We start from the raw sequence: 26111 nt of genomic DNA, 5'->3' as shown, positions 1-26111 counted from the left end.
CGCCCGAGGGCGCCGTTTTCATTCTTTCGCGACTGGGATCAGTTGCCGTTGGGGGCGGGCGGCGGGCGCAGGCCGACTTCGGCGTTGAGCGTCACCGGCTTGCCGTTGCGCAGCACTTCGATGGTGATCTTCTCGCCCGGCTTGGTACGCGCGACCTGGTTCATCGAGCGGCGGCCATCGCTGGCGGCCTCGCCATCGATGTTCAGGATGATATCGCCCGGCAGCAGACCGCCCTTGGCGGCGGGGCCGTCGCGGTAGACACCGGCGACGACGATGCCGGCCTTGTCCTTGAGGTCGAAGGATTCGGCCAGTTCCGGGGTCAGCGGCTGTACTTCGACGCCGAGCCAGCCACGGATCACCTGGCCGTGCTCGATGATCGACTGCATGACTTCCAGGGCCAGCTTGGTCGGGATGGCGAAGCCGATACCCTGGGAGCCGCCGGACTTGGAGAAGATCGCGGTGTTGATGCCGATCAGGTTGCCGTTGGCGTCCACCAGCGCGCCGCCGGAGTTGCCCGGGTTGATCGCGGCGTCGGTCTGGATGAAATCTTCGTAGGTGTTCAGGCCCAGCTGGTTGCGGCCGGTGGCGCTGATGATGCCCATGGTGACGGTCTGGCCGACGCCGAAGGGGTTGCCGATGGCCAGGCAGACGTCGCCGGTGCGGATGCCGTCGGAGCGGCCGAGCATGATCGAGGGCAGGTCCTTGAGGTCGATCTTCAGCACCGCAAGGTCGGTCTCGGGGTCGCTGCCCACCAGGCGGGCGATGGTCTCGCGGCCGTCGCGCAAGGCCACGACAATCTGGTCGGCACCGGAGGTCACGTGGTTGTTGGTCAGCAGGTAGCCTTCGGGGCTCATGATCACCGCCGAACCCAGGCTCGACTCCATGCGCTTCTGCTGCGGCAGGTTATCGCCGAAGAAGCGCCGGAACAGCGGATCGTCGAGCATCGAGTTGTTCGGCTTGCTGACCATCTTGGTGGTGTACAGGTTGGCCACGGCGGGCGATGAGCGGGTCACGGCGTCGGCGTAGCTGACCGGGCCCTGCTGGATGCGGCTGAGCAGCGGAGCCTGTTGCAGGTGCACTTCCTGCTGCGGAAGGCCGACCCATTGCGGGTTATGCTGGATGATCAATAGCGCCAACAGGACGCCAACCAGCACGGGCCAGCCGAGGAATCGCAGGGCCTTCAGCATCGAAGAAAATCCTTGGGGTTGCTTGGCCGGGGGATGGCCGATAGGGTGGCGGCCATTATACGGGCGGCGAGCCAAGAAAATAGACGCTCGCGGCCGTGTTTGGAGGAATTTCGATGGCAATCTCATTGAGCACGCTGGTCGAGGAAGCGGATCGTTTCCTCGACGCGGCGAAGATCCAGGATTACTGCCCCAACGGCCTGCAGGTCGAGGGTCGCCCGCAGGTGCGCCGTATCGTCTCCGGCGTCACTGCCAGCCAGGCGCTGCTGGATGCCGCGGTGGAAGCGGACGCCGACGTGGTGCTGGTCCACCATGGCTATTTCTGGAAGGGCGAGGACGCCCGCGTGGTGGGCATGAAGCAGCGCCGGCTGAAGACCCTGCTGAACAACGATATCAGCCTGCTGGCCTATCACCTGCCGCTGGACCTGCACGCGGAGGTGGGCAATAACGTGCAGTTGGGTCGCCAGCTTGGCTTCGAGATCGAAGGACCGCTGGAGCCGGGCAACCCGCGCTCTATCGTGCTGGTTGGCTCGCTGGCCGACCCCCTGTTGCCGAGCGATCTGGCGCTGCACGTGCGCCAGGTGCTGGGGCGAGAGCCGCTGCTGGTGGATGGCGGCCAGCCGATCCGCCGCATCGCCTGGTGCACCGGTGGGGCTCAGGGCTATATCGACCAGGCGATTGCCGCTGGCGTCGATGCTTACCTGACCGGCGAAGTCTCCGAGCAGACCGTGCACAGCGCGCGGGAGAACGGTATCAGCTTCATTGCTGCCGGCCACCACGCCACCGAGCGCTACGGCGTGCAGGCGCTGGGGGATTACCTGGCCAAGCGCTTCGCCATCGAGCACCTGTTCATCGATTGCCCGAACCCGGCCTGACTCTTCGGCGCCATGAAAAAAGCCGGCTCAATGAGCCGGCTTTTTTGTACGCGCCTCAGCGGTAGCCGTGGCGCTGGCGGTCGACCGCCTTGCCCAGCTCCCACACCGCCATGGCGTAGTGCGTGCTGTGGTTGTAGCGGGTGATCACGTAGAAATTCGGTAGACCGTACCAGTACTGGTAGGTGTTGCCCATGTCCAGGCGCAGCAGGCTGGCGCTCTGATGGTTTCCCAGCGAGCCCTGCGGACGCAGGCCGGCGTTGGCCAGCACGCTGATCGGATACTGGGTCTTGAAGCCATCTTCCAGCGAACGGGCCTGGCCAATGGCCGGGATTGCCACCGCATCGCCGGTGACCCAGCCGTGCTGCTTGAAGTAGTTGGCCACGCTGCCGATGGCATCGCGCGGGTTCCATAGGTCGCGGTGGCCGTCGCCATCGAAATCCACCGCGTATTGAGTGAAGGAGGAAGGCATGAACTGCCCGTAACCCATGGCGCCGGCATACGAGCCGCGCATCTCGAGTGGATTGTCGCCTTCCTTGCGCGCCTGAAGGAGGAACTGCTCCAGTTCGCCGCTGAAGAACTCGGCGCGGCGCGGATAGGAGAAGGAGAGCGTGGCCAGCGCGTCGATGATCCGCGTCTTGCCCATCACGCGTCCCCAGCGCGTTTCCACGCCGATGATGCCGACGATGATTTCCGGCGGCACACCATAGGTGCGCGACGCGCGCTGCAGATCGGCCTCGTACTGGTCCCAGAACTGCACGCCCTTCGTCACGTTGTCTGGCGTGAGGAACTTCTTCCGGTAGCGCAGCCAGGCACCGTTCGGGCCGCTGGGCGGGTTGTAGGTCGGTGCCTGGCGGTCCATCAGGCGGATCACCCAATCCAGTTGGCGGGTCTGGGCGAACAGGTCCTGCAGGTCCTGGCGGTTGAAGTTGTGCTGGCTGACCATGCGATCGATGAAACGCTGGGCGCTGGCGTTGCCAGCGAAATCGCCGCGCAGCGGGGTGATCGGCTGCACCGAACCGAACGCCGGGTGGGCGCTTGGGGTGATCAGGGTCGGAGTCTTCGGCTTCTGAGCCGGCTGTGGGGCGGGAGTCGGTTTGCTGCTGCACGCGGAGATCAGGACAAGCAGAGGCAGGGCGAAAGCGATGCGGCGCATGGGAATCTTCTGGGGACAGGAAAACGTGCCGCTATGCTAGCGCAGTGCCGGCCGGGCACAAGCCGGGAGAGCATCATAGGCGCTGCTGACTCTGTTGCAGGAAAAGTCCCGAGGCTGATTCCGACATTGCCTTTGGGCCTTTGCCGCGTCTCGTTCGATCCCCCGATTGCCTCCCTTCAGACGCCGGCCGGAGCGCTGTCCGGACTGAGCGCGTATGGCTATATAAGTATATTTTTTCGGTATAACCCGCTCGCCGGTTAGAGCCTTGCGCTGTGATAAAGTGCGCCCTCGTCTACGGCCCGCCGGCCGTCCATAAGCAATTCCGTGAGTAGCCATGGTCGACAAACTGACGCATCTGAAACAGCTGGAGGCCGAGAGCATCCACATCATCCGCGAGGTCGCCGCCGAGTTCGACAACCCGGTGATGCTGTACTCGATCGGCAAGGACAGCGCGGTGATGCTCCACCTCGCGCGCAAGGCTTTCTTCCCCGGCAAGCTGCCGTTCCCGGTGATGCATGTCGACACCCGCTGGAAATTCCAGGAGATGTACAAGTTCCGCACCAAGATGGTCGAGGAGCTGGGCCTGGACCTGATCACCCACATCAACCCCGATGGCGTGGCACAGGACATCAACCCCTTCACTCACGGTAGCGCCAAGCACACCGACATCATGAAGACCGAAGGCCTGAAGCAGGCCCTCGACAAGCACGGCTTCGACGCCGCCTTCGGTGGCGCCCGCCGCGACGAAGAGAAGTCCCGCGCCAAGGAGCGCGTCTACTCCTTCCGCGACAGCAAGCACCGCTGGGATCCGAAGAACCAGCGTCCGGAACTTTGGAACGTCTACAACGGCAAGGTGAAGAAGGGCGAGTCGATCCGTGTCTTCCCGCTGTCGAACTGGACCGAGCTGGACATCTGGCAATACATCTACCTGGAGCAGATCCCGATCGTGCCGCTGTACTTCGCCGAAGAACGCGAAGTCATCGAGATGAACGGCTCGCTGATCATGATCGACGACGAGCGCATCCTCGAGCACCTCACGCCCGAGCAGAAGGCCAGCATCCAGAAGAAAATGGTGCGTTTCCGTACCCTGGGCTGCTACCCGCTCACCGGCGCGGTGGAATCCACCGCTACCACGCTGCCGGAAATCATCCAGGAAATGCTGCTGACGCGGACTTCCGAACGCCAGGGCCGGGTCATCGACCACGATGCCGCCGGTTCGATGGAAGAAAAGAAACGTCAGGGCTACTTCTAAGGTTCTCGCACCATGTCGCATCAATCCGATCTGATCAGCGAGGACATCCTCGCCTACCTGGCCCAGCACGAGCGCAAGGAACTGCTGCGCTTCCTCACCTGCGGCAACGTCGACGACGGCAAGAGCACCCTGATCGGGCGCCTGCTGCACGACTCCAAGATGATCTACGAGGACCACCTCGAGGCCATCACCCGCGACTCGAAGAAAGTCGGCACCACCGGCGATGACGTCGACCTGGCGCTGTTGGTCGATGGCCTGCAGGCCGAGCGCGAGCAGGGCATCACCATCGACGTGGCGTACCGCTACTTCAGCACCGCCAAGCGCAAGTTCATCATCGCCGACACCCCCGGCCATGAGCAGTACACCCGCAACATGGCGACCGGCGCGTCCACCTGCGACCTGGCCATCATCCTGATCGACGCCCGCTACGGCGTGCAGACCCAGACCCGTCGGCACAGCTTCATCGCCTCCCTGCTGGGCATCAAGCACATCGTCGTGGCTATCAACAAGATGGACCTCAAGGGCTTCGACGAGGGCGTCTTCGAGCAGATCAAGGCCGACTACCTGCAGTTCGCCGACAAGATCAACCTGAAGACCAATTCCCTGCACTTCGTGCCGATGTCGGCGCTGAAGGGCGACAACGTGGTCAACAAGTCCGACCGCTCGCCCTGGTACACCGGCCAGTCGCTGATGGAGATCCTCGAGACCGTGGAAGTCGCGGGCGACCGCAACCTCGACGACATGCGCTTCCCTGTGCAGTACGTCAACCGTCCGAACCTGAACTTCCGTGGCTTCGCCGGCACCCTGGCCAGCGGCATCGTGCGCAAGGGCGATGAAGTCGTCGCCCTGCCTTCGGGCAAGGGCAGCAAGGTCAAATCCATCGTCACCTTCGAAGGTGAGCTGGAGCAGGCAGGTCCCGGCCAGGCGATCACCCTGACCCTGGAGGACGAAATCGATGTCTCCCGCGGCGACATGCTGGTGCACGCCGACAACCGTCCGCAGGTGACCGATAGCTTCGACGCCATGCTGGTATGGATGGCCGAAGAGCCGATGCTGCCGGGCAAGAAATACGACATCAAGCGCGCCACCAGCTACGTGCCGGGCTCGATTCCGAGCATCACCCACAAGGTGGACGTGAATACCCTGGAAGAGACCGCCGCCAGCGAACTCAAACTCAACGAGATCGCCCGGGTGAAGGTCAGCCTGGATGCGCCCATCGCGCTCGACGGCTACGGCCAGAACCGCACCACCGGTGCCTTCATCGTCATCGACCGCCTGACCAACGGTACCGTTGGCGCCGGCATGATCATCGCCGCCCCGCAGGCCGGTCACGGCACTGCCACGCACCACGGCGCCAATGCTCATGTCGCTCGTGAGGAGCGCGCTGCGCGCTTCGGCCAGCAGCCGGCCACCGTGCTGTTCAGCGGCCTCTCCGGCGCCGGCAAGAGCACCCTGGCCTACGCCGTCGAGCGCAAGCTGTTCGACATGGGCCGCGCGGTCTATGTACTGGATGGCCAGAACCTGCGCCATGACCTGAACAAGGGCCTGCCGCAGGACCGCGCCGGGCGCACCGAGAACTGGCTGCGTACTGCCCACGTGGCCCGTCAGTTCAACGAAGCCGGCCTGATCAGCCTGTGCGCCTTCGTCGCCCCGAGCGCAGAAGGTCGTGAACGCGCCAAGTCGCTGATCGGCGCCGAGCGCCTGATCACCGTCTACGTCCAGGCTTCCCCGCAGGTCTGCCGTGAACGCGACCCACAGGGCCTGTACGCCGCCGGCCAGGACAACATCCCGGGCGAGTCCTTCCCGTTCGACGTACCGCTGGATGCCGACCTGGTGATCGACACCCAGAGCCAGTCGGTGGAAGAGGGCGTCAAGGCTGTCCTCGACCTGCTCCGCCAGCGCGGCGCGATTTGATCGCACAGCGTTGAAATGAAAAAGCCCCGCTTAGGCGGGGCTTTTTCATTTCCGATTCTCGCCGCTCCTTAGGTTTATTACAGAGCTGCCTGCTTCCGTAGGAGCGGACCTTGTCCGCGAAATCCGGACATCCCACTACAGGATGTCCGGTTATGTCCCACCCTGCTTTTCCCTATGTTCCTGGCCACTGCGCATTGCGCAAAGGGCGTTCGTCGATTCCTGGTTACGTCTATTTGATCACCGCAACTACGGCACGGCGCGCACCCTTGTTCGCAGACTTCAAGACGGGCTGCGTTGCTTCGTCGGCTTTTACTCGGAGCTCTGTGATCGGGCGGAACAGGCTGCTCGCCTGGGTGCTTATGCCGGATCATGTCCATTGGCTGCTTGAGCTTGGAGGGGGTGAGGACCTGGCCAAATCGATTGGACGGATGAAGGCGGTCAGTGCACGAGAGGTGCGTCGCCTGAGCGGCTGGGAAGATGAGGTCTGGGCTCAAGCGTTTCATGATCGGACGCTGCGCCGAGAGGAAGATATAGTCGCGGTTGCCCGGTATATCGTTGCCAATCCGTTGCGTGCGGGATTGGCTAGAACAGTGAGGGAGTATTCCTTCTGGGGGGCGGCGTGGCTGTGAGAATTCGCGGACGAGGTCCGCTCCTACGAAAGCGCTTCGGCGCGCCATGAAAAAACCCCGCTGTTGCGGGGCTTCTGGGGACAGGACTCAGTACTTGCTTTTCAGCCCGTAGGTCTCGTCCAGCGTGCCCGGGCCGTCGCCGGTCTTGGGCGCGTAGTCGCGCGGCGCTTCGTTGTTCGCCGGCGGGGTCAGGCGCTCGCGGCGCTCGGGGTATTCATCGGTGTGCAGGGCGGCCAGCAGGCGCTGCCGGGTCTGTTCGTCCAGGGCCAGGCGCTCGGCGCCTTCGGACAGGTGTTCCTGCACATCCTGATAGCTCTGGGTGAGCTTCTTCATCAGGCTGGCGGAAGTGCTGAAGTGGGTCACCACTTCGCGCTGGTAGCTATCGAAACGATCCTGCATGTCGTCCACCTGACGCTGCAGCTTGTTGGGTGCGGCGTTGGGCAGCAGGCGGGCGATCAGGAAGCCGATGCCGACCCCGACGATCAGGGCGAGTAGCGGCAGCAACCAGGTGGTGAGGGACTGTTCCACGCGAATCCTTCCTCTATAGACGGCTTTGCTTTACGTTAGCGGCTTGCACCTGTGCTTGTATACCGTGGCGAACGCTTCGCCGCCTGCGCAGGTATTGAGCTAGACGAGACGACCCGCCACGGGGTCACGGAGCTGTTGTTTGACCACCCGCGAAATCCCTCTGTTCCTCGACGGCCCCGATGGCCAACTGGAAGCCCTGCACCTTGATACGCCCGACGCCCGGGGCGCCGCGCTGATCTGCCACCCGCACCCGTTGTTCGCCGGCACCATGCAGAACAAGGTGGTCGCCACCCTGCAGCGCGCCTCGCGGGATGCAGGATACGCCACCCTGCGTTTCAATTTTCGTGGCGTGGGTCAGAGCGCCGGCAGTTATGCCGAGGGCCGCGGCGAGATCGATGACGCGCTGGCCGCCGCGCGCTGGCTCGCCGAGCAACATCCGGGGCTGCCGTTGACGCTGATGGGCTTTTCCTTCGGCTCCTGCGTGGCGGGCAATGCCGCCGAGCGCTTGGAGGAGCAGGGCGTCGAGCTCGCGCAACTGTTCATGCTGGCCCCGCCGGTCGAGCGCTTCGACGTCGACCTGCCCGAGCGCTGCCCGCTCACGGTGATCCAGCCGGAGGCCGACGAAGTGGTCACGCCCGAGCGCGTCTATGCCTGGAGCGCCGAGCTGAGCAAGCCCCACGAACTGATCCGCATCCCCGAGTGCAGCCATTTCTTCCACGGCAAGCTGATCGAGCTCAAGGACCTGATACAGGCCCGGCTCGCCTAGCCCGACGAGCCGCGTTACCATCCGGCCCGCCCTTTCATTTGTGTTGATTCCTGGATTCCCATGACGACCCGTATCCTGACCGGCATCACCACCACCGGTACTCCGCACCTGGGCAACTACGCCGGCGCCATCCGCCCGGCCATCGTTGCCAGCCGCGATCCGCAGGCAGATTCCTTCTACTTCCTGGCCGACTACCACGCGCTGATCAAGTGCGATGACCCGGCGCGCATCCAGCGTTCGCGCCTGGAAATCGCCGCCACCTGGCTGGCCTGCGGCCTGGATGCGGACAAGGCGACCTTCTATCGCCAGTCCGATATTCCCGAAATCCCCGAACTGACCTGGCTGCTCACCTGCGTCAGCGCCAAGGGCCTGCTCAACCGCGCCCACGCCTACAAGGCCTCGGTGGACAAGAACGTCGAGGCCGGCGAAGACCCGGACGCCGGCGTCACCATGGGCCTGTACAGCTACCCGGTGCTGATGGCCGCGGACATCCTGATGTTCAACGCGCACAAGGTGCCGGTCGGCCGTGACCAGATCCAGCACGTGGAGATGGCCCGCGACATCGGCCAGCGCTTCAACCACCTGTTCGGCAACGGCAAGGAGCTGTTCACCCTGCCCGAAGTGGTGATCGAGGAAGACGTGGCGACCCTGCCGGGCCTGGACGGTCGCAAGATGTCCAAGAGCTACGACAACACCATCCCGCTGTTCGGCAGCGCCAAGCAGCTCAAGGACGCCGTCGCGCGCATCGTCACCGACTCCCGCGCGCCGGGTGAGCCGAAGGACCCGGACAACTCGCACCTGTTCACCCTTTACCAGGCCTTCTCCACCCGCGAGCAGGAGGCCGCATTCCGCGCCGAACTGCTCGGCGGCCTGGCCTGGGGCGAAGCCAAGCAGCGCCTGTTCGAACTGCTCGACAACGAGCTGGGCGAGGCTCGCGAGCGCTACCACGCGCTGATCACCCGCCCGGCCGACCTGGAGGACATCCTCCTGGCCGGCGCCGCCAAGGCCCGCCGCATCGCCACCCCGTTCCTCGGCGAGCTGCGCGAGGCCGTGGGCCTGCGCTCGTTCCGCGAGCAGGTGCAGGTGGCGACCGAGGGCAAGAAGAAAGCCGCCAAGGCTGCGCGCTTCGTCAGCTTCCGCGAGGACGACGGTTTCCGCTTCCGTCTGCTCGATGCCGCTGGCGAGCAACTGCTGCTGTCCATCGCCTTCGCTGACGGCAAGGCCGCCGGCCAGGCGACCAAGCGCCTGCAATCCGAGGCGCTGGACCTGCACGCCGAGCTGAACGCCTTCAGCGTGCGCCTGGATGGCGAGGCCGTGGCCTACAGCCCGGAGTTCTCCACCGACGCGGAACGCGACGCCGCCATGCAGCGTCTGCGCGAGGCCCTCGCTCCGCAGGAGTGAGGCGCAGCAGGCCGGTCCGACTACCGGCCAATTGCCAAGAAACGGGGGCGCCGCTAAAGTGTGCGCCCCCGTTTTCGTTGCCTTGCTACCGATCATGACGCCTCTTCAGCGCTACCAGGAAGACCTCAAACGCCCCGATTTCTTCCACGACGCCGCGCAAGCGAACGCCGTGAAGCACCTGCAACGCCTCTACGACGACCTGGTCGCCGCCGATAAAGGCAAGACCGGCCTGTTCGGCAAGCTGCTGGGCAAGAAGTCCCAGGAGCCAGTGAAGGGCCTGTACTTCTGGGGCGGCGTCGGCCGCGGCAAGACCTACCTGGTGGATACCTTCTTCGAAGCGCTGCCCTTCAAGCAGAAGATGCGCACGCACTTCCATCGCTTCATGAAGCGCGTCCACGAGGAAATGAAGACCCTCAAGGGCGAGAAGAACCCGTTGACCATCATCGGCAAGCGTTTTGCCGACGAAGCCCGGGTAATCTGCTTCGACGAATTCTTCGTCTCGGATATCACCGACGCGATGATCCTCGCGACCCTGCTGGAAGAGCTGTTCAAGAACGGCGTCAGCCTGGTGGCGACTTCCAACATTGTGCCGGACGGCCTGTACAAGGATGGCCTGCAGCGCGCCCGCTTCCTGCCGGCCATCGCCCTGGTCAAGCAGTACACCGAAGTGGTCAACGTCGACAGCGGCGTGGATTACCGCCTGCGCGCCCTGGAGCAGGCCGAGCTGTACCATTGGCCGCTGTCCGAGCAGGCCGAGCAGGCCATGACCCGCGACTTCAAGGCGCTTACCCCGGAGTGCGTGGCGGCCACCCGCGATGACGCCCTGATGATCGAGAACCGCGAGATCCGCGCGCGCATCACCTGCGATGACGTGGCCTGGTTCGAGTTCCGCGAGCTGTGCGACGGCCCGCGCAGCCAGAACGATTACATCGAGCTGGCGAAGATCTTCCACGCGATCCTGATTTCCAACGTCGAGCAGATGGGCGTGGCCAAGGATGACATGGCCCGCCGCTTCATCAACCTGGTGGACGAGTTCTACGACCGCAACGTCAAGCTGATCCTCTCCGCGGAGGTCGAGCTCAAGGACCTGTACACCGGTGGCCGCCTGGAGTTCGAGTTCCAGCGCACCCTGAGCCGCCTGCTGGAAATGCAGTCCCACGAATACCTGAGCCGCCCGCACCGTCCCTGACGGTTCGGTGAATGAAAAAGGCTGCCCGAGGGCAGCCTTTTTCGTTTGGGCTCTCTTCTGTGCTGCAGGAGCGAGCTTGCTCGCGAACATTTCACCGGCGGCTAAGGAGCCGGGCGGTTCGCGAGCGAGCTCGCTCCTACAAAGAGCTTTGACGCTCAGCGCTGCGCCATCTCCTGCTGCGCTTTCTTCAGCAGTTGCTGGGCGTGGGCAACCTCCAGCGCTTCCATGGCGTTGATCGGCTTGATCGCCGTGGCCTTTTTCAGCTGCTCCAGCGCCTTCTGTTCCTCGTCCCCGCCATACACATAGCCCAGTGCATTGGCGTACTCATAGTGGCCGATCGGCAGGTCGTCGGCGGCACGGAAGGAGCGAGAGAAGTATTGCTCCATTTTGTCCGCGCTGACCCCATAGGTCATCTTACCCACCAGTTTGCCGACCTTGCGGATCACGCCGGCCTCATAGCCGCCGTAGAGCGCCAGGGCAAAGGGCTGGTTCGGCTGCTTGGCCAGCAGGGCGTCCAGCTCCTTGGGGATTTCGCTGGTATAGCCGCGCTTGAGTACCACGGGTACCGGCAGGTCCTCGGCCAGGCGGGCCTTGGCATAGGCGCGACCGAACTGGGCGATGGGGTCGGCATTGAGCAGTGGGCCGGCCTCGTCGGTGTAGCTGATGACTTCTTCCAGCAAGCGCTGCTTCTCGTCCTGGTTCGGCGCGAGGAACATGGCGTACAGAACTTGCGCGAACATCCCCGGCACCTGGCCGCCGATGCCCAGCGCCAGGCCGTCCTTCTTGGCCTGGGCGAAGTCGCCGCGGAACACCTTGCGCCACACATCCTGCAGCTTCTCGGCATAGACCTGCGCCTCTTCCGGCTTGCCGCTGAAGCCCGTGCCGGCGATCACGGTCTTCTCCAAGGCTTCGGGATGTTTCGTGGCCATGGTCACCACCCAGTCCGCATCGGGGAACGGGTAGTTGGCGCCGAAACCGCGCGTCAGGCGAGGCCAGGCCTCACGCAGCTTGTCGCCGCTGTAGTCGAAGGCGTTCTGGTCGTAGGGGAAGGGTTTCCAGCTGTCGTCCGCCACAGCATTCAGGCTGAAGACGGCCAGCAGGGTAAGCAAAAAGCGGCGCATGGCGATATCCCGTTGGGTTCTTGTTGTCAGTTGCTGCCCTGATCATAGGGCGGCACCCGAGTCCGTGAACCCATCCTAGGGATGGCCTGTTTCAGGCTTCCTTCTGTTCGTACTGGCGTCGGTAATGATTTGGCGACAGCCCTGTGTGCTGTCTGAACAGGCGGGCGAAGAAGCTGGCATCGTCGTAGCCGACTTCATAGCTGATGGTCTTGATGCTCTTGCGGCTGGTAGACAGCAGGTTGCGCGCGGTCTCGATGCGCAGGCGCTGCAGGTAGTGCAGTGGCTTGTCGCCGGTGGCTGCCTGGAAGCGCCGCATGAAGTTGCGGATGCTCATGCCGTGCTCGCGAGCAACATCCTCGAAGCGAAACTTGTCGCAAAAGTGTTCTTCGAGCCAGTGCTGGATCTGCAGGATGGCTGGGTCATGGTGCAGTTTCTGTCCGCCGAATCCGAGTCGACCGGGCACGTAGCTGCGCTGCACCTCGTAGAGAATGTCGCGGGCCACGCCCTGGGCTACCGTGGCCCCGCAGAAGTGCTCGATCAGGTAGATGTACAGGTCGCAGGCCGAGGTTAGGCCGCCGGCGGTGTAGATGTTGTCGCCATCCGCGATGTGTTTTTCCTGATTGAGCAGCACCTTCGGGTAGCGCTCGGCGAATTCGCGGAAGAAGCGCCAGTAGGTGGTCGCCTCCTTGCCGTCGAGTAATCCCGTCTCGGCCAGCCAGAACACCCCGGAGACCTCGCCACACAGTACGCAGCCGGCCGCATGGCGCTCGCGCAGCCAGGGCATCACCTGCGGGTAGAGGGTCAGCAGTTCGTCGAAGTCGCCCCAGAAGGCCGGGAGGATGACCAGTTCCGGTTCGTCCAGGGCGCCGTGTACCGGCAGGAGGTCGCCGCTGAAACTCATCACCGGCTGGCCGTCGGGGCTGACGATGCGGGTTTCGAAGCTGGGTTGCAGACCGAGGCCCTGTTGGCGGCCGTGGCGCAGGGCGGCCATGTGGAAGAAATCCTTGGCCTGCATCAGGGTGGAGCCGAACACGCCGTGGGTGGCGAGGATGCTGACGCGGCGCAGCACACGGGAAGCTGGGTTGGGCATCGGTTCTTGTACTTCTTATGGATGTCTTTGCATGACGCTAAAGCGGTCATTATGCGGCTGGATCGTCTTATTTTTTGGCGAAAGTGTCCAGTGCAGAGCGGCTCGTGCTTGGCCTACAGTCGGCCTTCCAATAATTCCTAAAACCGATCCGCAGGTGCACCGCATGATTCCAAGAACCCTGTTCAGTTCCGATCACGAACTGTTCCGCGACAGCGTCCGCAAGTTTCTCGAACAGGAGGCGGTTCCCTTCCACGCTCAGTGGGAAAAGGACGGTCACGTCGACCGCCAGCTGTGGAACAAGGCCGGCGAGGCCGGGATGCTCTGCTCGCACCTGCCCGAGGCCTACGGCGGCATGGCGGCGGACTTCCTCTACAGCGCCGTGGTGATCGAGGAGATCGGTCGCCTGGGCCTGACCGGCATCGGTTTCTCGTTGCACTCGGATATCGTCGCGCCCTACATCCTTCACTACGGCAGCGAAGAGCTGAAGCAGCGCTACCTGCCCAAGCTGGTTTCCGGCGAGATGGTGTCGGCCATCGCCATGACCGAGCCGGGCGCCGGTTCCGACCTGCAGGGCGTGAAGACCACCGCCGTGCTGGATGGCGACGAGTACGTGATCAACGGTTCGAAGACCTTCATCACCAACGGCTGGCTGGCCGATCTGGTGATCGTGGTCGCCAAGACCGATCCCAAGGCCGGCGCCAAGGGCACCAGCCTGTTCCTGGTGGAGGCCGGCACGCCCGGCTTCAGCAAGGGCAAGCGCCTGGAGAAGGTTGGCATGAAGGCGCAGGACACCTCCGAGCTGTTCTTCCAGGACGTGCGCATCCCCAAGGAAAACCTGCTGGGCAAGGACGGGCAGGGCTTCATCTACCTGATGCAGGAACTGCCCCAGGAACGGCTGACCGTCGCCCTCGGCGCACTGGCCTCGGCCGAGGCGGCGCTGAAATGGACGCTGGACTACACCCGTGACCGCAAGGCCTTCGGAAAGTCCGTCGCGGACTTCCAGAACACACGCTTCAAACTCGCGGAAATGGCCACCGAAATCCAGGTTGGCCGCGTCTTTGTCGATCGCTGCCTGGAGCAGCATCTGCAAGGCAAGCTGGACGTGCCCACGGCGGCGATGGCGAAGTATTGGACCACCGACCTGCAGTGCAAGGTGCTCGACGAGTGCGTGCAGTTGCACGGCGGCTACGGCTTCATGTGGGAGTATCCCGTCGCCCGTGCCTGGGCCGATGCGCGCGTGCAGCGCATCTATGCTGGCACCAACGAGATCATGAAGGAGATCATCGCGCGCTCGCTGTAGCCTGAGCGGATGAAAAAGCCCGGCATTGCCGGGCTTTTTCGTGTGCGGGGCGATCAGGGAGCCGGGTTCGGCTGGTCCTTGTGGATCGCCTCGATGCCGGCCAGCACCTCGTCGGAGAGCTTCAGCTCGACGCTGCCGAGGTTAGCTTCCAGTTGCTCGAGGTTGGTCGCGCCGATGATGTTGCTGGTCACGAACGGCCGGCTGGTGACGAAGGCCAGGGCCATCTGCGCCGGGTCCAGGCCGTGCTCGCGGGCCAGGCTCACGTAGCGGTCGCAGGCACTGGCGGTCTGCGGATTGGTGTAGCGCGTGAAGCGGCTGAACAGGGTGATCCGCGCATTGGCCGGCCGCGCGCCGCCAAAGTACTTGCCCGAGAGCATGCCGAAGGCCAGCGGCGAATAGGCCAGCAGGCCGATCTGCTCGCGGATGGCGATTTCCGCGAGGCCCACCTCGAAGCTGCGGTTGAGCAGGTTGTAAGGATTCTGGATCGACACGGCGCGCGGCCAGCCGCGCTCCTGGGCGATCTGCAGGAAGCGCATGGTGCCCCAGGGCGTTTCGTTGGACAGGCCGACATGGCGGATCTTGCCGGCGCGGACCTGCTCGTCGAGCGCCTCCAGGGTGTCTTCCAGCGCGGTGAAGCTTTCTTCCTTGTGCTGGTAGCCCAATTGGCCGAAGAAGTTGGTGCTGCGCTCGGGCCAGTGCAGCTGGTAGAGGTCGATCCAGTCAGTCTGCAGGCGCTTGAGACTGGCGTCCAGCGCCGCGACGATGTTCCTGCGATCGAGCTTCGGCTGGCCGTCACGGATGTGGCTGATGGAGTTGCCGGGGCCGGCAATCTTGCTGGCGAGCACCCAGTCGGCGCGATCACCGCGCCGGGCGAACCAGTTGCCGATGATCTGCTCGGTGCGGGTGTAGGTTTCCGCACGCGGCGGCACCGGGTACATCTCGGCGGTATCGATGAAATTCAGACCGGCGGCCTTGGCCCGCTCGATCTGGGCAAAAGCTTCGTCCTGGGTGTTCTGCTCGCCCCAGGTCATGGTCCCCAGGCAGAGGGCGCTGACTTTCAATTCGGTGCGGCCGAGCGGGCGGTACTCCATGCAGGTCTCCTCATGAAAACAAGTGCGTCATACAGTTGAAAATTCTGCCGGAATCTGCATAATTCCGCAGCCTTTCATCGGTGGGGGATGCCAAGCCTGCCGATCGATACATCTAGTCGTTACGGACGCACACTGACCCGAGCCCCAATTCGTGTCTGTCTTCGGCTGTCCTTGACTTGTCAAGGCAACCACTGTCCAGTAAGATTCGCCGTCTTATTTTCAGGCGGCCCCTGAGGCTATAACGAATGAAAACTTATACCGCGAAACCAGAAACTGTTAAGCGCGACTGGTTCGTCGTCGACGCTGCTGGCCTGACCCTGGGTCGTCTGGCTACCGAAATTGCTACCCGCCTGCGCGGCAAGCACAAGCCGGAATACACCCCGCACGTTGACACTGGCGACTACATCGTCGTCATCAACGCCGAACAGGTTCGTGTCACTGGCGCCAAAGCTACCGACAAGATGTACTACCATCACTCGGGCTTCCCGGGCGGTATCAAGTCGATCAACTTCGAGAAGCTGATCGCCAAGGCTCCTGAGCGTGTTATCGAGACTGCCGTCAAAGGCATGCTGCCGAAGAACCCGCTGGGCCGCGACATGTACCGCAAGCTGAAAGTGTACAAGGGTGCCAACCACCCGCACACCGCTCAGCAGCCTCAAGAACTGAAGATTTAACGGGATAGCTCATTATGTCGGCGACTCAAAATTACGGCACTGGCCGTCGTAAGACCGCTACCGCTCGCGTCTTCCTGCGTCCGGGCACTGGCAAGATCTCCATCAACAACCGCTCCATCGAGCAGTTCTTCGGTCGTGAGACCGCTCGCATGGTTGTCCGTCAGCCGCTCGAGCTGACCGAGAACACCGAGAAGTTCGATATCTACGTAACCGTCGTCGGCGGTGGCGTAAGCGGTCAGGCTGGTGCGATCCGTCATGGTATCACCCGCGCTCTGATCGAGTACGATGAGACTCTGCGCAGCCCGCTGCGTAAAGCCGGCTACGTTACTCGCGACGCTCGTGAAGTTGAACGTAAGAAAGTCGGTCTGCGTAAAGCGCGTAAGCGTCCGCAGTACTCCAAGCGTTAATACGACGCTTCGAAAAAAACGCCCAGATCCTTTGGACTGGGCGTTTTTTTATGTCTTCAATAAATCCGTGCGGCAAGGTGTCGCATCCGCGCAGGCCGCGCAGTGCAAGGGTTCCGGGGGTTCCGTAACAGGCTATTACCTTGTCATCACAAGGGCTTTTCTTTACCATTTGGCGAATTTTTTGCGCGGCTCGAATTTTTACTTAAAAGCCTGATTTGAACAGGCTTGAAGCTGATGGGAGACGACTGAATGAGTAATGACGGCGTGAATGCAGGCCGGCGTCGCTTCCTTGTCGCGGCCACTTCGGTGGTTGGTGCGGCAGGAGCGGTCGGAGCTGCGGTCCCGTTCGTGGGGTCATGGTTCCCCAGTGCCAAGGCGAAGGCCGCTGGCGCGCCGGTGAAGGTCAACGTAGGGAAGATCGAGCCGGGCCAGCAGGTTGTGGCTGAGTGGCGGGGCAAGCCGGTGTTCCTGGTGCATCGCACCAAGGAGATGCTGGACGCGCTGCCGACTCTCGAAGGGCAACTGGCCGACCCCGAGTCGAAGGCATCGGAACAACCAGCCTACGTCGATCCCAAGGTGCGCTCGATCAAGCCCGAGCTGGCCGTGATCGTGGGTATCTGTACCCACCTGGGCTGCTCGCCGACCTTCCGCCCGGAAGTCGCTCCCGCGGACCTCGGTCCGGACTGGAAGGGTGGCTACTTCTGCCCGTGTCACGGCTCCCATTACGACCTCGCCGGCCGCGTTTACAAGGGGCAGCCCGCGCCCCTGAACCTGCCGATTCCGCCCTATACGCTGGATGGTGATGAGTTGACCATCGGTGTGGACCAGGAGAAAGCCTGATGAACAAGTTCATGGCTTGGGTCGATGCCCGCTTCCCCGCGACCAAGATGTGGGAAGACCATCTGAGCAAGTACTACGCCCCGAAGAACTTCAACTTCTGGTACTTCTTCGGCTCCCTCGCGCTGCTCGTCCTGGTTAACCAGATCCTCACCGGCATCTGGCTGACCATGAGCTTCACCCCGTCGGCCGAAGAAGCTTTCGCGTCCGTCGAGTACATCATGCGAGATGTAGATTACGGCTGGATTATCCGCTACATGCACTCCACCGGTGCATCGGCGTTCTTCGTGGTCGTCTACCTGCACATGTTCCGTGGCCTGCTGTACGGTTCGTACCAGAAGCCGCGCGAGCTGGTGTGGATCTTCGGCATGCTGATCTACCTCGCCCTGATGGCCGAGGCCTTCATGGGCTACCTGCTGCCCTGGGGCCAGATGTCCTACTGGGGCGCCCAGGTGATCATCTCGCTGTTCGGTGCCATTCCGGTCGTCGGCGAAGACCTGGCCCAGTGGATCCGTGGTGACTTCCTGATCTCCGGCATCACCCTGAACCGCTTCTTCGCCCTGCACGTGATCGCCCTGCCGATCGTCCTGCTCGGCCTGGTCGTGTTGCACATCCTGGCGCTGCACGAAGTCGGCTCGAACAACCCCGACGGCGTGGACATCAAGAAGAAGAAGGACGAGAACGGTATCCCGCTGGATGGCATTCCGTTCCACCCGTACTACACCGTGAAGGATATTGTCGGTGTCGTGGTCTTCCTGTTCGTCTTCTGCACCGTGATCTTCTTCTTCCCGGAAATGGGCGGATTCTTCCTCGAGAAGCCCAACTTCGAGATGGCGAACCAATTCAAGACCCCGCCGCACATTGCCCCGGTCTGGTACTTCACGCCGTTCTACGCCATCCTGCGCGCCGTTCCGGACAAGTTGATGGGTGTCGTTGCTATGGGGGCTTCCATCGCCGTGCTGTTCGTACTGCCGTGGCTGGATCGCAGTCCGGTTCGTTCGATTCGCTACAAGGGCTGGCTGAGCAAGATCTGGCTGGTGATCTTCGCGGTTTCCTTCGTGGTTCTGGGCTACTACGGCTCGCAAGCCCCGTCGCCGCTGGGTACCACGCTGTCGCGCCTGTGCACCATTCTGTATTTCGCCTTCTTCATCCTGATGCCGTTCTACACCCGGATGGAGAAAACCAAACCGGTTCCGGAAAGGGTGACTGGCTGATGAAAAAGCAATTCGCAGCATTGATTCTGGCTTTCGTTCCGCTATTTGGGTTTGCCGCTTCCGAGGCAGGGCCGGAACTGGATCGCGTCGATATCGACCTGACCGACAAGGCCGCCATGCAAGATGGCGCGCGTACCTTTGCCAACTATTGCATGGGCTGCCACAGCGCCAAGTTCCAGCGTTATGAGCGTGTCGGCCGCGATCTGGGTATCCCGGAAGAGCTGATGATGAGTCACCTGGTGTTCACCGGTGCGAAGATCGGCGACCACATGGATATCGGCATGAAGCCGGCTGACGCCAAGGTATGGTTCGGTGCTGCACCGCCGGATCTGACCCTGGTGGCCCGTGTACGTGGCACCGACTGGCTGTACACCTACCTGCGTTCGTTCTACGAAGATCCCAAGCGTCCGTGGGGCGTGAACAACAAGGTCTTCCCCAACGTCGGCATGCCGAACGTTCTGGTCAGCCTGCAAGGCCGCCAGGTCATCGGTTGCAAGCAGGTTCAGGTCGTCGAGGATGGCAAGAAGCAGTACGATCCTCTGACCGGTACCCCGCTGACCCACGAAGCCTGCGACCAGCTGACCATCGTGCCGAAGTCCGGCCAGCTGACCGAAGCCCAGTTCGACGAGAAGGTGAAGAACCTGGTGACCTTCCTGGCTTATTCGGCTGACCCGAACAAGCTGGACTCTCACCGTATCGGCACCTACGTCCTGCTGTTCCTGGCCTTCTTCTTCGTATTCGCCTACCTGCTCAAGCGTGAATACTGGAAGGACGTGCACTAAGCACCACCAGTCGTAGTAACAAGCGCGCGCCCTACGGGGCGCGCGTGCGTTTTTCTACCTCCCACAAGAAGATCCTGCGAGGAGGCGCGCGGCATGGCCGCAATCAATAAGCTCACCTGCTTCTCCGACCCTTCCTGCCATTACAGCCATCGCGTGCGCCTGGTACTGGCCGAGAAGAGCGTCGTCGCCGATATCATCGACGTCCCCGCCGGCAGCATCCCGGCCAAACTCGCCGAAGTGAACCCCTATGGCAGCCTGCCGACCCTGGTGGATCGCGATCTCGCGCTCTACGAATCGACGGTGGTCATGGAGTACCTTGATGAGCGTTATCCACATCCGCCGCTGCTTCCGGTCTATCCGGTGGCTCGCGCCAACAGCCGCCTGCTGATGCACCGCATTCAGCGCGACTGGTGCAGTCTGGTAGATCGTATCCTCGATACCCGCCGCAAGGAGGCTGAACGAGCCTTGGCGCGCAAGGAGTTGCGTGAGAGCCTGACCGGAGTGTCGCCGCTGTTCGCCGACAAGGCGTTCTTCCTCAGTGACGAGCTGAGCCTGGTGGATTGCTGCCTTCTGCCGATCCTCTGGCGCCTGCCGATCCTGGGTATCGAGCTGCCGCGGCCGGCGAAGCCTCTGCTGGATTACATGGAGCGACAGTTTGCACGGGAAACTTTCCGTGCGAGCCTGTCCTCTATCGAACGTGATATGCGCTAAGGAGCCTGATGATGAACTCCAGTCGTCCCTACCTCGTGCGAGCCCTCTATGAGTGGATCGTCGACAACGGCTGCACGCCGCATATCCTGGTGAACTCCGAGTACCCGGGCGTGCGGGTGCCGCCGGGTTATGCCAGCGATGGCCAGATCGTGCTCAACGTCTCGCCGACGGCGGTGCGCCATCTGCAAATGGACAACGAGGCGGTCAGTTTCGAGGGCCGTTTCGGTGGCGTTGCACAGGGCCTGTACATTCCGTCACAGGCCGTCATGGCCATTTACGCGCGGGAGAACGGTCAGGGCATGGTCTTCGATCTGGAGCCGCCGGTACCCACCGATGACGAGGATCTGCCGGATGACGGCCCCTCCGACGAGCCGCCGCGCCCCAGTGGCCGACCGAGCCTCAAGGTGGTGAAGTAATAAAAAAGGCGGCCCGAGGGCCGCCTTTTTCATGCTCGCCGTTGAGTGGTCAGTCGATGTACTCGAACAGGCGGACAATCTTCTGCACGCCGTCCACGCCCTGGACCACCTGGGTGGCCAGATCGCCTTCCTTGCGGGTAACCAGCCCAAGCATGTAGACGATACCGTTCTCGGTCAGGACCTTGATGCGCGTGGAAGGCACGTTGGCGTCAGCAAGCATCTGGCTCTTGATCTTGGTGGTCAGCCAGGTGTCGTTGCTGCGCGCGGCCAGGGAGGAGGGCTGCAGGATCTGCAGCTCGTTGTGCACGGTCTTGACCTTCTGCACTTCCTTGGCGGCCTGCTCGGCCTTGTTCTTCAGGTCGGCACGTGGGGTCTGGCCGGCCAGCAGTACCACGCCGTTGTAGCTGATCACCACGATGTGGGAATTGCGGTCGAGGTCCGGATCGGCCTTGGCGACGTTGACCGCCACCTTGGTTTCGATCAGCGAGTCGTCGATCTTGCTGCCAAGGGTGCGGGTGCCCTTGTCATCGTCGATCGGCTTGTCGCGGGTGGCGCTGACGAAGCTGCTGCAGCCACCCAGTGCCATGGTCACGGCCAATGCGGCTGCGATCAGAGGGGTACGGGTCATTCTTCACTCCCGAACAGTTGACGGTCGATGAGGTCGCACAGGCAATGGATGACCAGCAGGTGGACTTCCTGAATGCGTGCGGTGACCTTGGCCGGGACGCGGATCTCCACGTCTTCGGGCAGCAGCAACGATGCCATGTTGCCGCCGTCGCGGCCGGTCAGAGCTACGACAACCATTTCACGATCATGTGCGGCCTGGATCGCCTGAATGACGTTCGCCGAGTTGCCGCTGGTGGAAATCGCCAGAAGTACGTCGCCCGGTTGGCCGAGGGCGCGGATCTGCTTGGAGAAGACTTCGTTGTAGCTGTAGTCGTTGGCGATCGAGGTGATGGTGGAGCTGTCGGTGGTCAGGGCTACTGCCGGCAGGCTCGGGCGCTCGCGCTCGAAGCGGTTCAGCAATTCTGAGGAGAAGTGCTGCGCATCGCCGGCCGAGCCGCCGTTGCCGCAGGAGAGGATCTTGCCCTCGTTCAGCAGGGCATTGACCATGACCATGCTGGCCTGCTCGATATGCGGGATGAGCACCTCGGTGGCCTGTTGCTTGGTCTCGATGCTGGCATGGAAGAGCTGGCGGATACGGGATTGCATGTCCATCAGGTGTGACCTTTCGTCGGGCGTCTGATCAGGTGTCAAAAGCGTTGGGAATCCAATTCAAACGCCCTGCGGAGCCTGGGGTGCGAGCATCGATAGCGACGATGTCGAACCGGCAGGGATGGTTGTTCCAGCGGGCGTTCTGTTGCAGGAAGAGTTCGGCGGAGATCGTCAGGCGCTCACGCTTGCGCCAGTCCACGCTTTCCAGTGCTCCTCCCCAGGCGGAGTGCCGGCGGGAGCGAACTTCGACGAATACTACTGTATCGCCGTCCAGCATGACCAGATCGAGCTCGCCTCGGCGGCACGTCCAGTTCTGCGCCAGGAGGCGCAATCCATGCTGTTCCAGGTGGGCCAGGGCGGCGGCTTCGGCCTGTCGCCCGGCCTTCTGGGTAGGGCTGCTGCCGATCAAATACCGCTGTTCTCCAGCGGTTGGACCTGGCCATTCTTGAACTCGGCCCAGGGCAGGCGGCGTTCTACGCGTTGGCCGGCGCTGACGCTCAGGGTGCCGGTCAGGCCGTCCACCTGCATGCTCGGCACGGCCTTGAGTTCCGGCAGGCGCGGGGCCAGTTGGTAGGCGTCGGCGCCCATGGCGTACAGGCGGCCAAGGCTGCCGTTGGCGGCCGGCCATTGGGCGCTGACCTGCTGGCGCAAGGCATTGTTCGGGTTCAGTAGCCACGGGGTTTCGCAGAAGCGAATACCGTTCAGGTCCTGGTCCTGCGCCGGGTTGTTCACGCCGGTGTACAGGTTGGAAGTGGCGTAGACCGGCAGGTCGCCGGCGTACTGGAAGGCCAGGGTCGGCTTGATCTGGCGGGCCTGCTGCGGGGTGGCGGCGAGGAAGATGAAGTCGATGTCCTGGCGACGCGAGGGCTGGGTGTCGACACTGCTGTCGAGCACGCCCTGCAGGCGCTTGGCGCGGCCTTCGCTCTGGCGCAGTTGCAGCAGGTCGGCGATCTGGCGGGCCAGTTCTACCGGCTGGTCGACATGTTCGGCGGCGATCAGGGTGCCGCCGGCGGCTTGCCAGTTGCGGGTAAAGGAGGCGAGTACGCGGTCGCCCCACTCGCCGCGCGGCACCAGTGCCACGGCGCGGCGCATGCCATCGCTCCAGGCGCGGTTGGCGACTTCGCGTGCTTCATCCTCGGCAGACAGGCCGAACTGGAACAGCTGGGCCGGAGCTTCCTGGTTGCCGTCGGCGTAGTTCAGGGCCAGGGTGGTGATCGGCAGTTGTGGCTGGCTGCTCATCTGCTTGACCAGGTTCTTCTCCAGCGGGCCTACGACCAGTTGCACGCCGTCGGCCTGGGCCTGGCGATAGAACTCATCCAGCGAGCGCAACTGGGTGCTGTCGTAGAGCTTGATCGCTGGCTGCGCCTGGCCGCTCTGCTGTGCTTGGTAGTGGGCGGCCAGGAAGCCGTCCTGCAGGGCGCGGGCGACGGAGGCGAGCTGGCCTTGTTGCGGCAGCAGCAAGCCGATCTTGTTCAGTGGCTGGGCGGCCAGGGATTTCAGTTTGGTCAGGGCATCCGGCAGTTGCTTGGCGGCCGGGTGATCCGGGTTCTGCGCGACCCAGTTGTCGATATTCGACTGCTGTTCCTTCAGGCTCGAGGAGGACTTGGTGATGCGCGCCAGTTCCAGCCAGCCGTTCAAGTCGCCTTCATTGCTGCTGGCCTGCATCTGATCCAGGGGCAGGCTGGAAACCAGTTTCCAGATTTCCTCGTGGTTGGCCTTGCTGGCCTCGGCATTGAGCAGTGGGTCGATGAACACCCGCTCGCGGGCCGCGCTCAGGGCCTGGCCGTCGGCAGCCAGGGCCAGCGACTTGACCATGCCGGCGCGAGCCTGGAGGTCCACTGGCATTTCGCCCAGGCGCTGGAAACTGGGGTTGTCGAACGCCTTCAGGGCCGCCTTCGCCTTGTTGCGAGCCAGTTCCAACTGGGCGCGGAGGGTGCTGGCGAAGACCTGCTGGGCGGGCTTCAGGCTGTCCATCGGGATTTGATCGAGGATCTGCGTGGAGCGCCCGATATCTTTCTGCTTGTAGGCCAGATCGGCGGCGGAGAGGCGCAGGACGGCTGCTTCATCCGGCTTGGCGGTGGAGGCCTGCTGCAGCAACTGTTCGATGCTGGCGTCCGGCGTGCGCGGCAGTTCGCCGAGATTGGACGACGGGGAGGACGCACAGGCGGCGAGCATGCCGGCCAGGAACAGAGCGGGTAGCGGGCGCAGGCGAGCGATCATATCGGGCTTCTCGTGACGCATTCAAAGAGCTGCCGATTGTACCCAAGCGACGAGGGTGAAGCGATGGCGGGTGGCGGAATCGGGATACAATGCGGCTTTTTCAGATACTTCCGGCGAGGTTGGCGCGTGACCCTTGGCACTCTGTATGTAGTGGCTACTCCCATCGGAAACCTGGACGACATCAGTGCTCGGGCGCTCAAGGTGCTGGCCGATGTGTCGCTTATCGCCGCCGAAGACACTCGGCACTCGGTGCGTCTGCTGCAGCATTTCGGCATCCAGACGCCGCTGGCGGCGTGCCATGAGCACAATGAGCGAGAGCAGGGTGGGCGTTTTCTGATCAAGCTTCTGGCTGGCGAAGACGTTGCGCTGATCTCCGATGCGGGGACGCCACTGATTTCCGACCCCGGTTACCATCTCGTGCGCCAGGCGCGCGCGGCGGGTGTCCCGGTGGTGCCCGTGCCGGGGGCCTGTGCGCTGATCGCGGCGCTGTCTGCGGCGGGGCTGCCGTCGGATCGCTTCGTTTTCGAGGGCTTCCTCCCGGCCAAGGCGGCTGGGCGGCGCGGTCGCCTTGAGGCGTTGCTGGATGAGCCGCGCACGCTGATCTTCTATGAGGCGCCGCACCGCGTGCTGGAATGCATCGAGGACATGGCGGCGATCTTCGGCGACGAACGGCCCGCTTTGCTGGCGCGTGAATTGACCAAGACGTTCGAAACCCTCAAGGGGTTGCCGCTGGGAGCGTTGCGCGAATTCGTGGCGGCCGATAGCAACCAGCAGCGCGGCGAGTGCGTGCTGTTGGTGGCGGGCAAGCCGGCGCCCGAGGGTGATGAGGCGGTGGATGCGCAAACGCTGCGGGTGCTCGATCTGCTGCTGGCGGAGCTGCCGGTCAAGCGCGCCGCAGCGCTCGCCGCGGAGATCACCGGGGCCCGCAAGAACCAGCTCTATCAGATCGCGCTGGAGCGCCAGGGCAAGACTTGAGCTTGTCCTGGGCGTCGTCAGCCGCTAACCTTGCGAGCTGAGAGTCGATTGGACAGTCGCTGTTTCGTGGTGTTCCACCACGGGATGGAGGAAAGTCCGGGCTCCACAGGGCAGAGTGCCAGGTAACGCCTGGGAGGCGCGAGTCTACGGAAAGTGCCACAGAAAATAACCGCCTAAGCGCGCAAGCGCCGGTAAGGGTGAAAAGGTGCGGTAAGAGCGCACCGCACGGCTGGCAACAGTTCGTGGCTAGGTAAACCCCACTCGGAGCAAGATCAAATAGGAACCCATTGGCGCGGCCCGCGTTGGGTTCGGGTAGATCGCTTGAGGCATGCAGTGATGTATGTCCCAGAGGAATGGCTGTCCTCGACAGAACCCGGCTTACAGATCGACTCTCACCACTTTTCCTCCACTTCTTCCCACATGACCATTTGTCGCTGACCGGAAGAAGTGGCGAACTTAAGAAATCACTTTAAGTATGAAAGCCCAGTGTTTTGAAAACACTGGGCTTTTCTCTTTTCTGGCGCGTCAAATTCCCTCCCTCCACCTCGCAAAAGCACGCTAAATCTCGGTCCTGTAAGGATTTTTCCCCTCTGGCTTACCTTGACGGTGGGGAGCGCGGATTTCTATAGTGTGCGGAAGTGGTACGAAGTGGGTAAAAGTGGGATCAACAGGCATGGATAGCCAACCACAGGGGAAGCGCTGACGTGTTTCGCGGAGCTAACGCCGTAAGTCTTGACGCCAAAGGGCGCCTCGCGATGCCGAGTCGGTATCGTGACGAGCTCGTTTCGCGTTGCAATGGCCAGCTCATCGTCACCATCGATGCCGTCGACACCTGCCTCACCGTTTACCCCCTCCCTGAATGGGAACTCATCGAAGCCAAGCTGCGCGAATTGCCCTCGCTGCGCGAGGAAACGCGGCGCCTGCAGCGTTTGCTGATTGGTAATGCCGTTGACCTGGAGCTCGATAGCGCCGGGCGTTTTCTCGTTCCGCCGCGCCTGCGCGAGTACGCCGGCCTGGACAAGAAAGCGATGCTGGTCGGCCAGCTGAACAAGTTCCAGTTGTGGGACGAAGACAAGTGGAATGCGCTTGCCGAGGCCGACCTCGCAGCCATCAAAGAACCCGGCGGTCTGCCGGACGAATTGCGCGACCTTATTCTGTGAGCCTGCC

27 protein-coding genes and 1 other RNA gene are annotated in these 26111 nt (G+C 63.0%); 18 read left to right on the top strand and 10 right to left on the bottom strand.

The genetic code is table 11. The features are described from left to right. Positions 1-38: 38 nt before the first annotated feature. A complete protein-coding gene (algW, locus tag C167_RS0109995) occupies positions 39-1187 on the bottom strand; it encodes a Do family serine endopeptidase AlgW (protein ID WP_017518134.1) in 1149 nt (382 codons plus the stop codon). Between the two features lie 113 nt (positions 1188-1300). On the opposite strand from algW, the gene C167_RS0109990 reads away from it, so the two are divergent. Then, positions 1301-2059 (top strand): Nif3-like dinuclear metal center hexameric protein, encoded by a 759-nt coding sequence (locus tag C167_RS0109990; RefSeq protein ID WP_017518133.1) that lies wholly within the window; start codon positions 1301-1303, stop codon positions 2057-2059. 55 nt (positions 2060-2114) lie between these two features. Here the strand turns inward: C167_RS0109990 and mltB are convergent, their stop codons facing one another. Further along, positions 2115-3212 carry a lytic murein transglycosylase B gene (mltB, locus tag C167_RS0109985; RefSeq protein WP_017518132.1) on the bottom strand — a complete coding sequence of 366 codons (1098 nt, stop codon included), beginning with the start codon at positions 3210-3212 and terminating at the stop codon, positions 2115-2117. Positions 3213-3546: 334 nt separating this feature from the next. Here mltB and cysD point away from each other — a divergent pair, with 334 nt between their 5' ends. From cysD to C167_RS0109970, 3 genes are all read left to right on the top strand, one after another. Further along, on the top strand, positions 3547-4464 hold the full coding sequence (gene cysD, locus C167_RS0109980) for a sulfate adenylyltransferase subunit CysD (protein WP_017518131.1): 918 nt from the start codon (positions 3547-3549) through the stop codon (positions 4462-4464). Between the two features lie 12 nt (positions 4465-4476). After that, positions 4477-6378 carry a sulfate adenylyltransferase subunit CysN gene (cysN, locus tag C167_RS0109975; protein WP_017518130.1) on the top strand — a complete coding sequence of 634 codons (1902 nt, stop codon included), beginning with the start codon at positions 4477-4479 and terminating at the stop codon, positions 6376-6378. Between the two features lie 152 nt (positions 6379-6530). After that, positions 6531-7007 carry an REP-associated tyrosine transposase gene (locus tag C167_RS0109970; RefSeq protein WP_037006093.1) on the top strand — a complete coding sequence of 159 codons (477 nt, stop codon included), beginning with the start codon at positions 6531-6533 and terminating at the stop codon, positions 7005-7007. A gap of 87 nt (positions 7008-7094) precedes the next feature. Here C167_RS0109970 and C167_RS0109965 read toward each other — a convergent pair whose 3' ends face one another. Further along, positions 7095-7535, bottom strand: coding sequence for a YhcB family protein (locus tag C167_RS0109965; protein ID WP_017518128.1), 441 nt, complete (start codon positions 7533-7535; stop codon positions 7095-7097). 139 nt (positions 7536-7674) lie between these two features. Between C167_RS0109965 and C167_RS0109960 the strand changes: the two genes are divergently transcribed. From C167_RS0109960 to zapE, 3 genes are all read left to right on the top strand, one after another. Next, entirely contained in the window at positions 7675-8301 is a 627-nt protein-coding gene (locus tag C167_RS0109960; protein ID WP_017518127.1) for an alpha/beta hydrolase, read from the top strand. Between the two features lie 60 nt (positions 8302-8361). Beyond that, positions 8362-9702, top strand: a complete 1341-nt coding sequence (locus C167_RS0109955; protein ID WP_017518126.1) for a tryptophan--tRNA ligase — start codon at positions 8362-8364, stop codon at positions 9700-9702. A gap of 94 nt (positions 9703-9796) precedes the next feature. Further along, on the top strand, positions 9797-10891 hold the full coding sequence (gene zapE / locus C167_RS0109950) for a cell division protein ZapE (RefSeq protein WP_017518125.1): 1095 nt from the start codon (positions 9797-9799) through the stop codon (positions 10889-10891). 155 nt (positions 10892-11046) lie between these two features. Here zapE and C167_RS0109945 read toward each other — a convergent pair whose 3' ends face one another. Both C167_RS0109945 and C167_RS0109940 read right to left on the bottom strand, forming a co-directional pair. Next, on the bottom strand, positions 11047-12012 hold the full coding sequence (locus tag C167_RS0109945) for a hypothetical protein (protein WP_017518124.1): 966 nt from the start codon (positions 12010-12012) through the stop codon (positions 11047-11049). A 91-nt stretch (positions 12013-12103) separates the two neighbouring features. Further along, positions 12104-13003, bottom strand: coding sequence for a GlxA family transcriptional regulator (locus C167_RS0109940; RefSeq protein WP_162140472.1), 900 nt, complete (start codon positions 13001-13003; stop codon positions 12104-12106). A 253-nt stretch (positions 13004-13256) separates the two neighbouring features. Here C167_RS0109940 and C167_RS0109935 point away from each other — a divergent pair, with 253 nt between their 5' ends. Further along, the gene (locus C167_RS0109935) at positions 13257-14402 is read left to right on the top strand and encodes an acyl-CoA dehydrogenase family protein (protein ID WP_200860151.1); all 1146 of its coding nucleotides are present in this window, start codon (positions 13257-13259) and stop codon (positions 14400-14402) included. Positions 14403-14455: 53 nt separating this feature from the next. Here C167_RS0109935 and C167_RS0109930 read toward each other — a convergent pair whose 3' ends face one another. Continuing rightward, the gene (locus C167_RS0109930; RefSeq protein WP_017518121.1) at positions 14456-15493 is read right to left on the bottom strand and encodes an NADP(H)-dependent aldo-keto reductase; all 1038 of its coding nucleotides are present in this window, start codon (positions 15491-15493) and stop codon (positions 14456-14458) included. A 245-nt stretch (positions 15494-15738) separates the two neighbouring features. Between C167_RS0109930 and rplM the strand changes: the two genes are divergently transcribed. The 7 genes from rplM (at position 15739) to C167_RS0109895 (ending at position 20534) form a co-directional block, all read left to right on the top strand. Further along, positions 15739-16167 (top strand): 50S ribosomal protein L13, encoded by a 429-nt coding sequence (gene rplM, locus C167_RS0109925; RefSeq protein WP_015475857.1) that lies wholly within the window; start codon positions 15739-15741, stop codon positions 16165-16167. Between the two features lie 14 nt (positions 16168-16181). Next, complete coding sequence (rpsI, locus tag C167_RS0109920) at positions 16182-16574, top strand: 30S ribosomal protein S9 (protein WP_017518120.1); 393 nt, start codon at positions 16182-16184, stop codon at positions 16572-16574. A gap of 249 nt (positions 16575-16823) precedes the next feature. Continuing rightward, a complete protein-coding gene (petA, locus tag C167_RS0109915; protein ID WP_024764049.1) occupies positions 16824-17414 on the top strand; it encodes a ubiquinol-cytochrome c reductase iron-sulfur subunit in 591 nt (196 codons plus the stop codon). Then, positions 17414-18625 (top strand): cytochrome b, encoded by a 1212-nt coding sequence (locus C167_RS0109910; RefSeq protein ID WP_017518118.1) that lies wholly within the window; start codon positions 17414-17416, stop codon positions 18623-18625. Before petA ends, C167_RS0109910 begins: the two co-directional genes overlap by 1 nt. Then, positions 18625-19407 carry a cytochrome c1 gene (locus C167_RS0109905; protein ID WP_017518117.1) on the top strand — a complete coding sequence of 261 codons (783 nt, stop codon included), beginning with the start codon at positions 18625-18627 and terminating at the stop codon, positions 19405-19407. Before C167_RS0109910 ends, C167_RS0109905 begins: the two co-directional genes overlap by 1 nt. A 93-nt stretch (positions 19408-19500) precedes the next feature. After that, positions 19501-20118: a glutathione S-transferase N-terminal domain-containing protein gene (locus C167_RS0109900; RefSeq protein ID WP_017518116.1), complete on the top strand. Its 618-nt coding sequence runs from the start codon at positions 19501-19503 to the stop codon at positions 20116-20118. Between the two features lie 11 nt (positions 20119-20129). Beyond that, positions 20130-20534, top strand: a complete 405-nt coding sequence (locus C167_RS0109895) for a ClpXP protease specificity-enhancing factor (RefSeq protein ID WP_017518115.1) — start codon at positions 20130-20132, stop codon at positions 20532-20534. A gap of 49 nt (positions 20535-20583) precedes the next feature. Here C167_RS0109895 and C167_RS0109890 read toward each other — a convergent pair whose 3' ends face one another. Genes C167_RS0109890 through C167_RS0109875 form a run of 4 tightly spaced genes read right to left on the bottom strand, consistent with a single transcriptional unit; the run spans position 20584 to position 23969 of the window. Beyond that, a complete protein-coding gene (locus C167_RS0109890) occupies positions 20584-21162 on the bottom strand; it encodes a BON domain-containing protein (protein ID WP_017518114.1) in 579 nt (192 codons plus the stop codon). Then, on the bottom strand, positions 21159-21752 hold the full coding sequence (locus tag C167_RS0109885) for a phosphoheptose isomerase (RefSeq protein ID WP_017518113.1): 594 nt from the start codon (positions 21750-21752) through the stop codon (positions 21159-21161). Before C167_RS0109885 ends, C167_RS0109890 begins: the two co-directional genes overlap by 4 nt. Positions 21753-21780: 28 nt before the next feature. Then, positions 21781-22158 (bottom strand): YraN family protein, encoded by a 378-nt coding sequence (locus tag C167_RS0109880; protein WP_017518112.1) that lies wholly within the window; start codon positions 22156-22158, stop codon positions 21781-21783. After that, entirely contained in the window at positions 22155-23969 is a 1815-nt protein-coding gene (locus C167_RS0109875) for a penicillin-binding protein activator (RefSeq protein WP_017518111.1), read from the bottom strand. The genes C167_RS0109880 and C167_RS0109875 overlap by 4 nt, the downstream gene beginning before the upstream one ends. Before the next feature lie 126 nt (positions 23970-24095). Between C167_RS0109875 and rsmI the strand changes: the two genes are divergently transcribed. The 3 genes from rsmI to mraZ all read left to right on the top strand — a co-directional run bounded on the left by rsmI (position 24096) and on the right by mraZ (position 26104). Then, complete coding sequence (gene rsmI, locus C167_RS0109870) at positions 24096-24944, top strand: 16S rRNA (cytidine(1402)-2'-O)-methyltransferase (RefSeq protein WP_026078937.1); 849 nt, start codon at positions 24096-24098, stop codon at positions 24942-24944. Between the two features lie 40 nt (positions 24945-24984). Next, positions 24985-25341, top strand: an RNA gene (gene rnpB / locus C167_RS33255) — RNase P RNA component class A. Positions 25342-25648: 307 nt separating this feature from the next. After that, complete coding sequence (mraZ, locus tag C167_RS0109865) at positions 25649-26104, top strand: division/cell wall cluster transcriptional repressor MraZ (RefSeq protein WP_026078936.1); 456 nt, start codon at positions 25649-25651, stop codon at positions 26102-26104. Positions 26105-26111 lie beyond the last annotated feature (7 nt).

Origin of the sequence: Pseudomonas nitroreducens TX1, assembly GCF_000313755.1 — a bacterium.
GTDB classification, from domain to species: domain Bacteria; phylum Pseudomonadota; class Gammaproteobacteria; order Pseudomonadales; family Pseudomonadaceae; genus Pseudomonas; species Pseudomonas nitroreducens_A.
This window is presented reverse-complemented; position numbering and strand designations above follow the sequence as displayed.